Annotated in this window: 8 protein-coding genes; all 8 read left to right on the top strand. The window is 70.8% G+C overall.

The window, feature by feature from the left end:
• Positions 1 to 395: 395 nt before the first annotated feature.
• Positions 396 to 1859, top strand: a complete 1464-nt coding sequence (locus MFF30_RS24805; RefSeq protein WP_238282884.1) for a PDC sensor domain-containing protein — start codon at positions 396 to 398, stop codon at positions 1857 to 1859.
• 419 nt (positions 1860 to 2278) lie between these two features.
• A complete protein-coding gene (gene bcsS / locus MFF30_RS24800) occupies positions 2279 to 3004 on the top strand; it encodes a cellulose biosynthesis protein BcsS (protein ID WP_238282885.1) in 726 nt (241 codons plus the stop codon).
• A gap of 75 nt (positions 3005 to 3079) precedes the next feature.
• Positions 3080 to 5470 (top strand): UDP-forming cellulose synthase catalytic subunit, encoded by a 2391-nt coding sequence (gene bcsA, locus MFF30_RS24795; RefSeq protein ID WP_238282883.1) that lies wholly within the window; start codon positions 3080 to 3082, stop codon positions 5468 to 5470.
• Positions 5471 to 5534: 64 nt separating this feature from the next.
• A complete protein-coding gene (locus MFF30_RS24790; protein ID WP_238282882.1) occupies positions 5535 to 8057 on the top strand; it encodes a cellulose biosynthesis cyclic di-GMP-binding regulatory protein BcsB in 2523 nt (840 codons plus the stop codon).
• A 308-nt stretch (positions 8058 to 8365) separates the two neighbouring features.
• Complete coding sequence (locus tag MFF30_RS24785; RefSeq protein ID WP_238282881.1) at positions 8366 to 9364, top strand: family 8 glycosyl hydrolase; 999 nt, start codon at positions 8366 to 8368, stop codon at positions 9362 to 9364.
• Entirely contained in the window at positions 9349 to 11313 is a 1965-nt protein-coding gene (locus MFF30_RS24780; protein ID WP_238282879.1) for a tetratricopeptide repeat protein, read from the top strand. The genes MFF30_RS24785 and MFF30_RS24780 overlap by 16 nt, the downstream gene beginning before the upstream one ends.
• A complete protein-coding gene (gene bcsN / locus MFF30_RS24775) occupies positions 11310 to 12269 on the top strand; it encodes a cellulose biosynthesis protein BcsN (RefSeq protein ID WP_238282878.1) in 960 nt (319 codons plus the stop codon). Before MFF30_RS24780 ends, bcsN begins: the two co-directional genes overlap by 4 nt.
• A 246-nt stretch (positions 12270 to 12515) precedes the next feature.
• On the top strand, positions 12516 to 13766 hold the full coding sequence (locus MFF30_RS24770) for a glutamate carboxypeptidase (protein ID WP_238282877.1): 1251 nt from the start codon (positions 12516 to 12518) through the stop codon (positions 13764 to 13766).
• Positions 13767 to 13801: the final 35 nt, after the last annotated feature.

Below are 13801 nucleotides of genomic sequence, written 5' to 3'. Positions count from 1 at the left end.
CAGACTTCGTCATGCCGACCATGAAGTAGGTCTGCCTTGTTCGCGACCGGCGTGCTCCGACGCCGGTCGCGTTGCGGCTCATCGCAGGAACACGCAATGCCGATCATCCCGTCGGTCGAATCAAGCCTGCCGCGTATTCGGCCAATGATCACAGGCTGACGACCGGAACCCACGCGCGAAGGACGGCTTCCGGCTCAGCGACGATTGAGCGCTGGACGAGCGCGCGAAGGTTTGCAGCACAGACCGCACACCGGAGGATTGAACGCGCCGGTGGCAGGAAAGTGTAAAGCGGCGCATCCGGCGGTAATTTTTCGTTTACTATTTTTGGCAATGAGTTGTTAACCCATCTTCGACCGACCGGTCGAATGCGGCACCTTCGCTCGTTCGGCAGGCCTATGCGTTACGGACTGTTCTCCTCCCTTCGCAGCCTGCTGGCATTCCTGCTCATCCTGGCCACGGCATTCGGCGGGCTCGCCGTCCTGAGCACGAGCGATCGCGGCACCAGCGAAGCGCGGCGCATCGAGGCCACGTGGCGCGTTCAGGCGGACCTCGTCGCCGAACGGCTGGAACAGGGGCTCCTGGCGGTCGAGCGGGAACTGCTCTTCGCGGCACAGAGTCTGGCGATTCAGGTGCCGGGCGGAAATCCGGACGCACCGGCGCGCCTGCTCGCGGCCTGGCAGCGGCTCCATCCCGAACTGGCCGACGCGCTCTTCGCCGACCGGGCGGGTGAGGTTCTGGCGGCCTCGCGTCGGAGCATCCAGGGGGCGGACGTCTCGGGCAGTCCCTGGTTCGCCAGGGCGCTCTCGGGCTTGGTTGTCGGAGAGGCCGCGCATGGGAGCCGGGCCGGAACCGGCGTGACCCGCAACCTCATCGTGGCGGCGCCCGTGGGCGAAGCCGGCGCTCCCTTCGGCATCGTCGCCGTCCAGCTCCCGCCCGAATGGACCGATGGAATCGTCGCCGGCGCCCGGCGCATGCTCCCGAACGGGGGGCGGGGCCTTTCGATCCGCGTCATGAACGGATCGGGGCGCAGCCTCCACCAATCCGGCCCGGACGCGCAAGGGCCCGAGATTCGGGCGACCGTCGGCGACGTCGAGCAGGGCGGAGTGGGATGGCTCGTGACCCTGCGACCCGCCGAGACCGCGGCCCCGGCGCTTCCCCTCCTGGTCCTGCTCGGCGCCGGCCTGTTCGCGGCCGCGGTCGGCTGGCTCCTCGGCGGATGGGCGGGCTGCAGCGTCGACCTCGCCGAGGCGCTCTGCCGGCAGGAGGGCCAGACCCGGACGGTCCCGTTCCCCCTGACCCGCGACTTGAACCGCCTCACCGGATCGATCCGCGCGGCCGTCGAGCGGAGCATGGTGCGCGAGCGCCTGCTCCAGGAGAAGCGCGCGGCTCTCGCGCGCAGCCGCGACCGGATCCGGGCCATCCGGTCCCTGTCGGGCTCGACCTGCTGGGAAATCGACCTCGCGACCGGGAAGGTCGTCTGGACGGATCGCGAGGACGAGCCGGGCGGGACCGCGCCGGAGCGGGTCTGCGACCTCGCGGAGGTCCTCGCGCATGTCGAGCCCGAGGATCGCGCGATGATGCGCGATGCCCTCGGCGCGGTCCAGGCCCAGCACGGGTCCGTCCGCGAAGTGATCGTGCGGACCCGGTCGGGCGCGGAACGGATCGCTGGCCGCCGGCTCGCCTTCCGCCTCTCGGCGATGGGGGGAGCCGGCACGGGCCGCATCTACGCCCTGAGCCGCGAGTACGTCGAGCCGCTCCTGATCGCCCCGAGCGTCGCGGGCAGCACGGTGGGCGTCGAACGCCGTAGCCCCGGTCTCGCGCGGCCGCGCCACGAAGGCGCGCTGCGCCGCATCGGCTGACCCTACGGGGGAGGGGACGCGCATCCGGAAAACGGCACCGAGCGCCCCGGCGCGGGGCCTCACGTCGTGTTCAAGTCGGACACTTTGTAGAAGGTTTCTATATTTCGTCGACACCTCACCCGCGTCGCCAAACAACGCCGCCGTTCTAAAATCAACATCATGAGGTCAAGCATCGAATACTATAGCTTGTAATTTAATCCCGCTCCGCGACGGCTTTCATTGACGGATTTCGCGACTCTCAGGCACTGATTTCGTGCATCACGATTCCGCCGAACACAGTTGTCACAGGCGCCGGAGGAACTCGATTAACCAGTAATTAACTATGCCCGCGTTTGATGATGCAGCGCGAAAAGAGGCGCAGATCCGCCACCTCTCGGGGTTCCGCACACGTGTCCCACCGTCTCAGAACCGCGCCGTTCCTGCTCACCGCTCTGGTCCTGGCGCCGACCTCCGCCCGCGCAGCCGACTGGTACACGGGTGCCGCCCAGCCAGAGGTCGCGGGTGACGACTGGATCGTCGCGGTCGATGCCGGTGCCACCGTCACGACCAACAGCTCCGCGTTCGGAACGGTCACGGCGACGATCGCGCCGGTCGGAACCCTCCTCGAAGACGGTCTGCGCGTCCGGCTCCAGGGCGTGGCCGGCACCTATTCCTATCCGGGCGCGGCGGTCCGTCAAACCGTCACCGGCGTCCAGCAGGAAGGCACGGTCCTCCTCGGCTACGAGTGGATCTGGCAGCAGGCGGCGCTGGCCGGATACATCGGCATGAACGTGCGCAGCAACGAACTGTCGATCCTGGACCCCGGCAATCCCGTGGTCGGCACGGGCCTGGGCGTGAAAGTGGCGGCGGACCTCTACGTGAACCCCACAGAGAACACGCTGTTCTCGGCCAATGCCTCCTACTCGACATTGTTCAACGCCTATTACGCGCGCTTCCGCACCGGCGTTGCGGTGGTGCCGGGCGTGTTCATCGGCCCCGAGGCCACGCTCCTGGGCGACGCGTTCTTCAACGGCTGGCGGGCCGGCGGCCACATCACCGGATTCGCCATCGGTCCGATGAAGTTCTCCCTCGGGGCTGGCTACGCATTCGATCGTATTCGCAAGGGTGGATACTACACCAGCGTCGATGGCCGCATCGCGTTCTGAAATCACGCTGGGGGCATGCCGCGCGAGCGGCATCCCATCACTCCATTCTTCCTTCGCCTAACGCGGAGTGGCCCCATGCCACCCTTTCTCGTCCGAACCATCTGGCTCGCCAGCGCCGCGGTGACCCTGCTGTTGCTATCGCAACCTCTGGGAACGGACGTTCAGCTCGAGATGAGCCTCGGCGCCATCGCGGTCATGATCCTCCTGTGGCTGTTCGCCAAGGGGCGCACCGGGCGTCTGACCTTCCTCGCCATCGGCAGCCTCGTGGTGCTGCGCTACATCTATTGGCGCCTGTCGAGCACGCTGCCGCCGATCGGCGATCTTCCGGGCTTCACGGCCGGCGTGATCCTGATCGCGGCGGAGCTCTACTGCTTCTACATCCTGGCGGTCAGCCTCGTGATCAACGCCGATCCACTGCGGCGTCCCCCGCCCCCGCAGGACGCGGACGACGACCTGCCGACCGTCGACATCTTCGTCCCGACCTACAACGAGGACCGGCACATCCTCGCGACGACGCTCGCGGCCGCGAAATCCCTCGACTACCCGGCGCACAAGTTCACCGTCTGGCTCCTCGACGACGGCGGTACGGACCAGAAATGCGCGGATGGCGATCCCCACAAGGCCGAGGAGGCGCGGGCGCGCCGCAAGGTCCTGCAGGCCCTCTGCGCGGATCTCGGGGTGTCCTACCTGACCCGGCGGCGCAACCTCCACGCCAAGGCCGGAAACCTCAACAACGGCCTCCAGAACTCGATCAGCGAGATCGTCGTGGTGCTGGATGCGGACCACGTGCCCTTCCGCTCGTTCCTGCGCGACACGATCGGCCATTTCGGCATGGATCCGAAGCTGTTCCTCGTGCAGACGCCGCACGCCTTCCTGAATCCCGACCCGATCGAGCGGAATCTGAAGACCTTCGAGCGGATGCCTTCCGAGAACGAGATGTTCTACGCGGTGGGGCAGTGCGGGCTCGACAAATGGAACGGCTCGTTCTTCTGCGGCTCGGCCGCGCTGCTCCGGCGCAGCGCGCTGGACGAGGCGGGCGGTTTCTCCGGCATCACCATCACGGAGGATTGCGAGACCGCCTTCGAGCTGCATTCGCGTGGCTGGACCAGCCTGTACGTCGACAAGCCCCTGATCGCCGGCCTCCAGCCGGAGACGCTCTCGGCCTTCATCGGGCAGCGCTCACGCTGGTGCCAGGGCATGCTGCAGATCATGCTTCTCAAGAACCCGCTCTTCAAGAGCGGGCTGAAGCCGATCCAGAGGCTCTGCTACCTGTCGAGCATGACGTTCTGGTTCTTCCCGCTCCCGCGGCTGATCTTCATGGCGGCCCCGCTGCTGTACATCTTTTTCGATATGAAGATCGTCGTCGCCAACGTCGACGAGGCCATCGCCTACACGGCCACCTACATCGTCGTGAACCTGATGATGCAGAACTACCTCTATGGACGGGTACGCTGGCCCTTCGTCTCCGAACTGTACGAGTACGTTCAGGGCCTGTTCCTCATCAAGGCGACCGCCGCCGTCATCCTGTCGCCGCGCAAGCCGACCTTCAACGTCACGGCCAAGAACGTCAGCCTCGACCACGACCAGCTCTCCCCCCTGGCGCTGCCCTACTTCATCGTTTTCGCAGTGCTCTTCCTCGCGCAAGCCTTCGCCACCTACCGCTACAGCTTCGAGCCCGGCGTCACGAACCTGATGCTCGTGGTCGGCCTCTGGAACCTGTTCAACCTCATCACGGCCGGCGCCGCCCTGGGCGTCGCCACCGAGCGGCGCCAGACCGAGACGGCCCCCTCCCTGCCGGTCGACCGGCCCGCGGTGCTGAACCTCAACGGGACGACCATCGACGTCACCGTGGAGCGCATCTCCAGTGCCCGGTGCCGGATCCGGATGGATGCCGTGGTTCCGATACGCCGCAGCGACGACGGTTCGGTCGGCACCCTCGCGGCGATCCACCAGGGCCACGTGCCGCTCCTGAGTCATGCCCGGACGATCCCGGTGCGGGTGGCGGGAATCACCGCCGCCGGCGAGGAATCGATCTGCGATCTCGTCTTCGAAACCCTGACGCCCGGCAGCTACCTCGCCCTCGCGGACATCATGTACGGCGATGCCGGCGCGATGGTCCGCTTCCAGCAGCGCCGCCGCACCCACAAGGACATCCTGTCGGGGACCGGGCAGTTCATCGGCTGGGGTCTGTACGGACCGATCCGCGCCCTGGCCTGCCTGATGACGGGAACCGCGCAGCGCCCTGTCGAGGAGGACGCCCCGAAGGCCGCCGCGGGCGCGCGCCGCCGCGCCGCCGATCCGGACACGCAGCCGGCCTCCCGGCCGGCGGCCGCCGCGCCACCGGCCGAAGGATCCCCGAGCTGGCTCCAGCTGATGGTCGAGACCGAGAACGCGCAGGACGAGGCAGAGCGCGGTCGTCGGACCTCGGACCGGATGGTCGCCGCCCCGACGGGGCTGCGGAGCTGAAAGCGCGCGACCGCAAGCCCACCCACGGACAGTCCATCCCTCGGACACGAGCTCGAAACCGGCAATGCCCGTCACATCCCAGCACCGTCCCAGATCGCACACGGCCTCCGCGCTGACGCTGGCCGGCCTGCTTCTCGCGGTGTCCCACCCCGCCCACGCGCAGAGCTTCATCGGGCGTGGCGCGCCGCGGGTCCTCGCCGTTCCGGATGCCGAGCGCGCCGGCCGCCCGACCACCGCCGTCCGGGCGGAGGCGGAGCCCGCGTCTCCGCCCGTCGCGCCGCCGCTGCCGCAGCGCCCGTTCCCGGCCCTGTCCAGCAGCCTGCGCCTCAGCGGCGAGGAGAGCGGCCTGCAATGGCCGGTCTACCTCACGGAGGCGCAGTCCCGGGAGCAGGTGCGCCTGCGCATCGGCTACCTCGCGGCGATCTCGGTCGTGCCCGACGCCTCGTTCCTGACCGCGAAGGTCAACGGCGTGGCCGTGGGACGCAGCGAGATCAAGGCTCCGGGCGCGATCCGGATCATCGAGTTCGACATCCCCGGCGACCTCCTGAAGCCGGGCTACAACGCCCTGGAGATCGCCGGTGTCCAGCGGCATCGGGTCGACTGCTCCCTCGACGCGACCTACGAGCTCTGGACCCAGATCGACCCGGCCTGGACGGGTCTCGTCTCGGTCTCGGGCGCCGCGATGGCCAATTCCTTGCGCGATCTGCCCGCCATCGCCCCGGATGCGCGCGGCATCGTTCCGATCCGGATCGTCCTGCGAAACCGGCCGGGCTTCGCCACCTTCGAGCGCCTGATCGGCCTGGTCCAGCGCCTGGCGCTCGCGGGCAGGTTCAGCCAGGTCTCGGTCGAGTTCGCGGGCGAGACTCAAGGGTCGGCCGGCCTCGAGATCCACGTAGCGGATGACGCAGGGACCGGCGGTCCCGGCCGCCAGCCTCTGACCTTCGAGCCGCCGCAGGGCGACCGGGCGGCCCGCATCATCCTGGCGGGCGACACGCCCGCCGAGATCGAGGCGGCCAGCCGAATCGTCAGCGGCATCACCACGCGCGAACCGATGGGTAGCCCGCACGGCCTTCAGGCCCTCGCCCGCATGCGCGGCGTGCCGGCCCAGGGCCGCGAGACGTTGCCGTTCTCCGCGTTCGGCATCGAGAACCGGGAATTCGCCGGCCGCCTGTTCCGGACCGGCTTCGACCTGACCCTGCCGACGGATTTCGTGCCGGCGGATTACGACAAGATCGCCCTCACCCTCGCGGGCGGCTATGCGGCGGGGCTGGAGCTCGGCGCCCAGATCATCGTGGACGTCAACGGGCGCAACGTGGCCAGCGCGCCCCTGGCGAATGCGGGCGGCGAACTCTTCCGGGACGAAACGATCGCTCTGCCGCTCAGCCGCTGGCGGCCAGGACGGAACAAGGTCGAGGTGAGGGCCCTGCTTCCGGCCCCCTCCGACCGCGCCTGCGAGGGGGGCAGCACGAAGAACCGCTTCCTGCTCCTCGACCGGTCGACCCTGGCGGTTCCCCAGCTCGCCCGGGCGATCCGCCTGCCGGACCTCGCCGCGACGCTCGGCGGCGGCCTGCCGAAGGTCTCGCCCGGCCAGCGCCCCCGCCTCGTCGTGCCGGCGCCCGACCGGGAATCCATGGCCGCCGCCGCGACCCTCGCGGTCCAGATGGCGCTCTCGGCCGAGAAACCCATCGACTTCGAACTGACCAACGATCGCGCCCTCGAAGGGCGGACGCCGACCGTGGTCGTCGGGCCGGCCCGCGCCCTCGATCCCGCCATCCTGCGCACCACCGGCCTCGATCCCGACCAGATCCGCCAGATCTGGCAGGGACGGGCGGCCACGGCGCCCTTGAGCGAGCCCGGCCGCCGCTTCGCCGTGATGGACGGCGCGAGTCTCGACCGCCTGCGCAACGACCGCCCCCCGGCCTGCGCACTTCCGGCCGCGGGCCCCCGTCCGGCCGGCGCGGTCGGCCGGTCGCGTACCGATTCCGCCACGGGCCGACGCGAGCGCGATGTCCTCGCCGAATGGAACGGCGCCACCGCCTCGCAGGACCGCCTGTCCGATCAGGTCGCCACGATGTCGGCGAGACTCGCCGCCGCCGCGCGCGAGAGCTGGGCCGCCACCAAGGCCTGGGCCGAGGACCAGGTCCGCGAGCCCGAGATCGAGATCGGATCGCAGGCCTCCCTGATCGTCGGCCAGGGCCTGCCCGGGCGCGACCCGAACGGCCTCCTGACCGTGTTCACGGCCCCGAGCGCGGCCACGCTCCAGGCCTCGGCCATCTGCCTCACGACGCCCTCGATCTGGAACCGGATCGAGGGTCGGGTCGCCACCCTCGACGCCAATGACGGTGCGCTCACCAACCACACGGCCAAGCAGGCCCGGTTCGTGGAGAGCGGGCCGGTCTCTCTCGAGAACCTGCGCCTCGTGGTTGCGGGCTGGTTCTCCACCAACCCGAGCATGTTCACACTCATCATGTTCGCCGCCGCGATCAGCCTCGGCCTGAGCACCTCGGCGATGCTGCGCGGCCTGGGCCGGGCCAATCCGGGCACCGCCGCACCGGCCAGATCCGACGAGGGGGGAATTCCGCGATGAAGCCGTATCGGGCGCACGCATACGCGGCTTCGCTCTGCCTGCCGCTGCTGGCCATGGTTCCGGCGGTCGCGCAGGGCCCCGCCATCCCCCCCGAGACGAAAGCCGGCGACGCCAAGCCGGGCGACGCCAAGACTGTCGAATCCAAGCCCATGGATTCCAAACCCGTCGGGCAAGGCACTTCCCAGCCAAGCACCTCTCAGCCAAGTGCCTCCCAGCCAAGTGCCTCCCAGCAAGGCGGGGCGCGGCCAAGCGGGTCTCAGCAGAGCGGATCTCAGCAGAGCGGAGCTTGGCCGGCCGAGACGCTTCCGATGCTCAACAGCCTCGGGAACACGCCGGGCTGGCGCAACTACAAGGCCCGCTTCGTGACGGACCAGGGCCGGGTCGTCGACACGGGCAACGGCCGCATCAGCCACAGCGAGGGGCAGGGCTACGGCATGCTGCTCGCGGTGGCGGCGGGCGACCGCGACGCCTTTCAGCGGATCTGGAACTGGACCCGCGCGAACCTGATGGTCCGCGACGACGCCCTGCTCGCCTGGCGCTGGGAGCCGGACAAGCGGCCCGCCGTCGCGGACATGAACGACGCGACTGACGGCGACATCCTCGTGGCCTGGGCCCTCGCCGAGGCCGCCGAGGGCTGGTCGGACGAGGGCTATCGCCTCGCCAGCCGGCGCATCGCCGTGGACATCGCCCGCCGGACGGTCCTGTTCCGTAACGAGGGCCTGCCCCTGCTACTGCCCGCCATGAACGGCTTCTCGGCCGAGGAGCGGAGCGACGGTCCGGTGATCAACCTGTCCTACTGGGTCTTCCCGGCCTTCCCGCGGCTCGCCGGCGTCGCGCCGGAATTCGAGTGGAGCCGCCTCAGCGCCGTGGGCCAGGAACTCACCCTGCGCGCCCGCTTCGGTTCGGCCCAGCTGCCGACCGAATGGATCTCGATGCGCGGGGGCCAGCCCCAGCCGGCCACGGGCTTTGCGCCGCACTTCTCCTACAACGCGGTGCGGCTCCCCCTCTACCTCGCCATGGCGGGCATCACGGAGCGGACCTACTACGAGCCCCTGCTGAAGCTCTGGGCCGAGCCCGATCCCGCCGGGCTGCCGATCATCGACACGGCGAGCGACGCCGTCGCGGGGCGCATGGCGGAGCCCGGCTACGCGGCGATCCCGGCCCTGGCCGTCTGTGCCGTCTCCGGCACGCCGCTGCCCGCCGGGCTGTCGGACCCGGTCCCGAACGAGAACTACTATCCCGCCACGCTCCATCTCCTGGCCCTGACGGCCACCAACATGCGGTATCGCTCATGCCTCGGCCGCTGAACCCGCGATGCCGCGCGGCGCCGCTCCTCGCCCTCGCCGGGGGGCTTGCCGGGACCTTGGCCTGGGCCGGCCCTGCGGCGGCGCAGCCGGCCCCCGTCCGCACGGGGGTGCTCCAGCTCAACGAGCGGCGCGCGCCGGTCATCCTCGACACGCCCCAGAACGCGGGCGGCGCCGAGATCATCGACGAGAGCGCCCTGCGCTACTACGCGGCCCAGCGCCAGGGCGAGCGCGTCCAGGCCGAGATCGCGCGGCTGCGGCGGCGCCATCCGAACTGGACCGTGCCGGCCGACCTCGACACGCTGAAGCCGAGCCCGCCGGAGGAAGCCCCGATGTGGGACCTCTTCACGGCCGGCCGCTTCGACGAATTGCGCACCGCGATCAGCGTCCGCCAGTCGGTGGATCCCGGCTGGCAGCCCTCGGAGGACCTCGCGCGCAAGCTGAACCGCGGCACCCTGCGCAGCGCAGCGCGGGCGGCCGCCCGCGACGGCTCCTGGGACGACCTCATCGCCCGCGTGAAGGGGACTCAGGAGGGCATCCAGAACCTCGACATCGACATCGCCTGGACGCTGGCCGAAGCCTATGCGCGGACCGGCGACATCCCCTCGGCCTCCGCGCTGTACGGGACTCTCCTGAAGGAGCAGGCCGATCCCGGCCTGCGCCTCGCCACGGTGCAGAAGGCCATGGCGGCGATGCCGATGGCCGCCGTCGAGCCGCTCCTGGCCATGCGGAGCCCCGGCACCGAGGGCACGGACGAGTTCCGGTCCATCCACGGGGACGTGACTCGGGCCCGCATCGCGGCGGTCCTGCATGGGCAGCCGGCCGGACGCATCGAGCCGGCCGACCTCGCCGCCCTCGGTGAACAGGCCCGCCGGGTGGGCGAGCCCGCGCAGATCGCGCTGCTCGGCTGGTACGCCTATCACAGACGCCAATTCCGCGAGGCCCTCGACTGGTTCAAGACGGCCCTGGCCCGCGGCGGCGATGCCACGGTGGCGACGGGCCTCGCCCTGTCGCTGCGCGAGATGGGACAGGACCGCGAGGCGGAGGAGGTCGCGTTCGCCTGGCGCAACGCCTCGGTGACGAACCTCTCCCTCTACGTCGACATGATGGAGCGGCGCCTGGGCGAAGGCCCCGCCTCGCCCGTCGAGACCGAGCGCCTCGACCGGTTCGCCAAGGTCGTCCTGGCCACGAGCGCCCCCGAAGGCGCACAGGCGCTCGGCTGGTACGCCTACAATGCCTGCCAGTTCGATGCCGCCGCGGACTGGTTCCAGAGGGCCGTCGCATGGCGGCCGCGCGAATCCGCCGTGCTCGGCTACGCCCTCAGCCTGTCGCGCCTGAAGCGCACGCGGGACTACCTGGAGACCGTGAACCGGTACGACGGCCTGTTCCCGAAGGTGGTCGGACTCGTCTTCGCCGAGCCCGATCCGCAGGCGCGCGATACCGGCCCGTGCGGCCCGGCCCCGGCGGTTCAGCAGCAGGCGGCGGCCCCCGCGCCGCCGCGCGTGAAAGTGCCCAAACCGACCGTCGCCACCGCGCCGGTCCGCCCCCTGGCCGTCCAGCGCGGGGAATTCCCCATCATAGTCCCGGCGGAGAACCCCCTGCGCTTCGGCGAGGGCGCGTCCCTCACGCCGCGCGCGCGGGACGCGGAATACCTGCGTGAGGTGCGCGGGCCGCAACCCCTGGTCGCCCGCCGCGTCGTGGGCGTCGGGGCCATGCCCTACGAGCGCTATGGCTTCACCCTGCTGCCGGGATGGAACGGCCTCGCTCGGGCGAGCCTCCAGGCCGGACCGCCGGCCCCGCCCGTAGGCACCCTCGCGCAAGCCGAGGCTGGCATCCTTGCGCAGACCGGCTCGCCCCGGTTGGTGCAGCCCCGGGACGGCGATCGCTTCGGTCCGTTCGATACCGCCAGCACCGAACGGAGCGGCCAGCGAAATTCAGGACTGGATCGATGAACGGACCGATGTTCCCCGCCGGCCGGCCGGAGCTGCCCTTCCGGACCACGCTTCTCCGGATGACGGGCCTCGCCCTCGGCCTGACCCTGCTCGGGGCTTGCCAGACCGCGAAGACGAGCCGGACCGCCCCGCGCTTCGAGACGGCCTTCACCTCCACGGGGCCCGCCGGCAACCAGCCCCTCGTCTTCGTGCCGAACAGCGGCGCCATCGAGTCCGTCGAGGAAACGCGCTCGCGCGCGGGCCTGCGGCAGCGCATCGTGTACGGACAATCCCGCGGCCGGGTGGATCTCACCATCGCGTCGGGCCGGGTGTGGGACGATCCGGCCATGGCCAAGCCGAGCCGCGCCGGAATCGCGGCCGAACTCGAAAGCCTGGAGGATGGATACGCCTATCGCATCGTCCGTCAGCCGATGACCAACGCCTACGGACCCATCGGGGTCGCCGTGAGCCAGCGCTGCGCCTATGCGTGGCAGTGGATCGAGGGCCTGCAGCGGGTCGAACTCGGCCGCGCCGCCCTGCGCGGGCCGGTCGCGGTTTCGCTCCGCGTTCAGCATTGCGGCCGCAGGCCGATGGCCACCGAGGCGCTCCTGGCCGACCTCGCCCGCATCCGCCTCGGGGTATCCACCGAAGCGGTGGCCCGTGCCTCGCGTCCCCGGATCGCCCGGGCGAGACCGGCCGCCGAACCCGTGGCCGCCCTGGCGCCGATCGCCCCGGCCGCACCTGCGCCGATTCCGATTTCGAGCCCGCCCTCGGTCGCGGTCAACAGCAGTCGCACCCTGGTGACGCTGCCGCCAGCCCCGGCGGGCCAGGCCTACCTCGCGCAGCCCGCTCCGGCTCCGGCCGTGCAGCCCCTGCCCGTCGTTCCCCGGCCGACGGCCTCGGGGGGCCCGGATCGCGCGCGCTTCCTGACGGACGCCCTGCCGGCCTCCGGTCGTACCCCGCCGGCCGGCTGGTAGGCGCTCCGGACGATAAGGATGTGACCTGACCGGCTGGCTTTGGACCGGACCGATACGGTTTCGAGTCGATCACTTCGGTCGGCCGCGCGCGCGATGCGCTCCCTTGTGACTCGAAGACCGCCGCCGCCCGGGACGGAACCCGGCGCCGCCGAATTGATGCGTCGGGCTTTTCGGAGCATGCCTGCACGATGCCCGAGGACGGTCGCCCCGGCGCGCGGGGACGGCCATCGATGAATCAGGATCACCATGCGCACGCACGCCCTCCTCGCCCTCGCACTCCTGGCGGCCCTCGCGCCGCACCCGGCGGTGTCCGCGCCGGACGCGACCGTGCTCGCGGCGGCCAAGGCCCAGGACGGTCCCTATCGTGAAACCCTGAAGGGGCTGGTCGACATCGATACCGGTACCGGCGACGTGCCCGGTCTCACCCGGGTCGAGGCGATCCTGAAGGGGCGCCTCGCGGCGGCGGGGCTCACGGTGGAGAGCCGGGCCGCCCCCGCCTTCGGCGGCAACACCCTGGTCGGCACGCGCACCGGCACGGGCACGCGCCGGATCATGATGCTGGTGCATTACGACACCGTGTTCGGCACGGGCGACGCGGCCAAGCGCCCCTACACCGAGCGCGACGGACGCGCCTACGGGCCGGGCGTCGCCGACGCGAAGGGCGGCGTCGCGATGATCCTGCACGTGCTGGCCGCCCTGGAGGCGCTGCGCTTCGAGGGCTACGGCACCCTCACGGTGGTGCTCAATCCGGACGAGGAGCGCGGTTCGCGGGGGTCGCGCGAGGAGATCGCCCGGCTTGCCCGCGACCAGGACGTGGTCCTGTCCTTCGAACCGTCCTTCGCCGAGGCCGGCGTCGACGCCGTCACGGTGGCGACGAAGGGCATCAACTACGCGAGCCTCACGGTGAAGGGCCGGGCCGCCCACGCCGGCGGCGCGCCGGAGGCCGGCCGCAACGCGGTGGTCGAACTCGCCCACCAGATCCTCCAACTCCAGGACCTCGGCGACGCGGACAAGGGCACCAGCCTGCACTGGACCGTGATCCAGGGCGGCACCAAGCCGAACATCATCCCCGAGGCGGCGCGGGCGGAGGGCGACATGCGCTACTTCCTGCCCGCCGAGTACGACCGCGTGCTGGCGCAGGCCCGCCGGATCATCGGCACCCACCGCGTCCCCGACACGCAGGTGAGCTTCGATCTGGCCAAGGGCCGTCCGCCGCTGCCGCGCAACCCCGCGACCCAGGCGCTGGGCGAGCGCGCCCGGGCGATCTACGGCGAGATGGGCGCCGAACTGGCCCTCGCCGAGATCGGCGGCGGCACCGATGCGGGCTACGCCTTCCAGCCCGACAGCCCGGGCAAACCCGCCATCCTCGAATCCCTCGGCGTCGTCGGCGGCCACTATCACAGCGCGGACGAATTCGCGGTGCTGGCCAGCATCACCCCGCGCCTCTACCTCGCGACCCGTCTGGTGATGGAGGCGTCGCGGGAGCCGGCGCGCTGATCCGGTCCTTGGGAGACGGGCCTCCGCGGGCCGCC

It is taken from the genome of Methylobacterium goesingense (genome assembly GCF_022179225.1).
GTDB lineage: Bacteria > Pseudomonadota > Alphaproteobacteria > Rhizobiales > Beijerinckiaceae > Methylobacterium > Methylobacterium goesingense.
The sequence above is the reverse complement of the archived record's forward strand: the minus strand, read 5'-3'. Positions and strand labels throughout refer to the sequence as shown.

Excerpts from the sequence above, each read along its gene's own strand:
- bcsN (WP_238282878.1), top strand. The coding sequence starts at position 11,310 with ATGAACGGACCGATGTTCCCCGCCGGCCGGCCGGAGCTGCCCTTCCGG.
- MFF30_RS24790 (WP_238282882.1), top strand. The coding sequence starts at position 5,535 with ATGCCCGTCACATCCCAGCACCGTCCCAGATCGCACACGGCCTCCGCG.
- MFF30_RS24780 (WP_238282879.1), top strand. The coding sequence starts at position 9,349 with ATGCCTCGGCCGCTGAACCCGCGATGCCGCGCGGCGCCGCTCCTCGCC.
- MFF30_RS24785 (WP_238282881.1), top strand. The coding sequence starts at position 8,366 with ATGCTCAACAGCCTCGGGAACACGCCGGGCTGGCGCAACTACAAGGCC.
- MFF30_RS24805 (WP_238282884.1), top strand. The coding sequence starts at position 396 with ATGCGTTACGGACTGTTCTCCTCCCTTCGCAGCCTGCTGGCATTCCTG.
- bcsA (WP_238282883.1), top strand. The coding sequence starts at position 3,080 with ATGCCACCCTTTCTCGTCCGAACCATCTGGCTCGCCAGCGCCGCGGTG.
- MFF30_RS24770 (WP_238282877.1), top strand. The coding sequence starts at position 12,516 with ATGCGCACGCACGCCCTCCTCGCCCTCGCACTCCTGGCGGCCCTCGCG.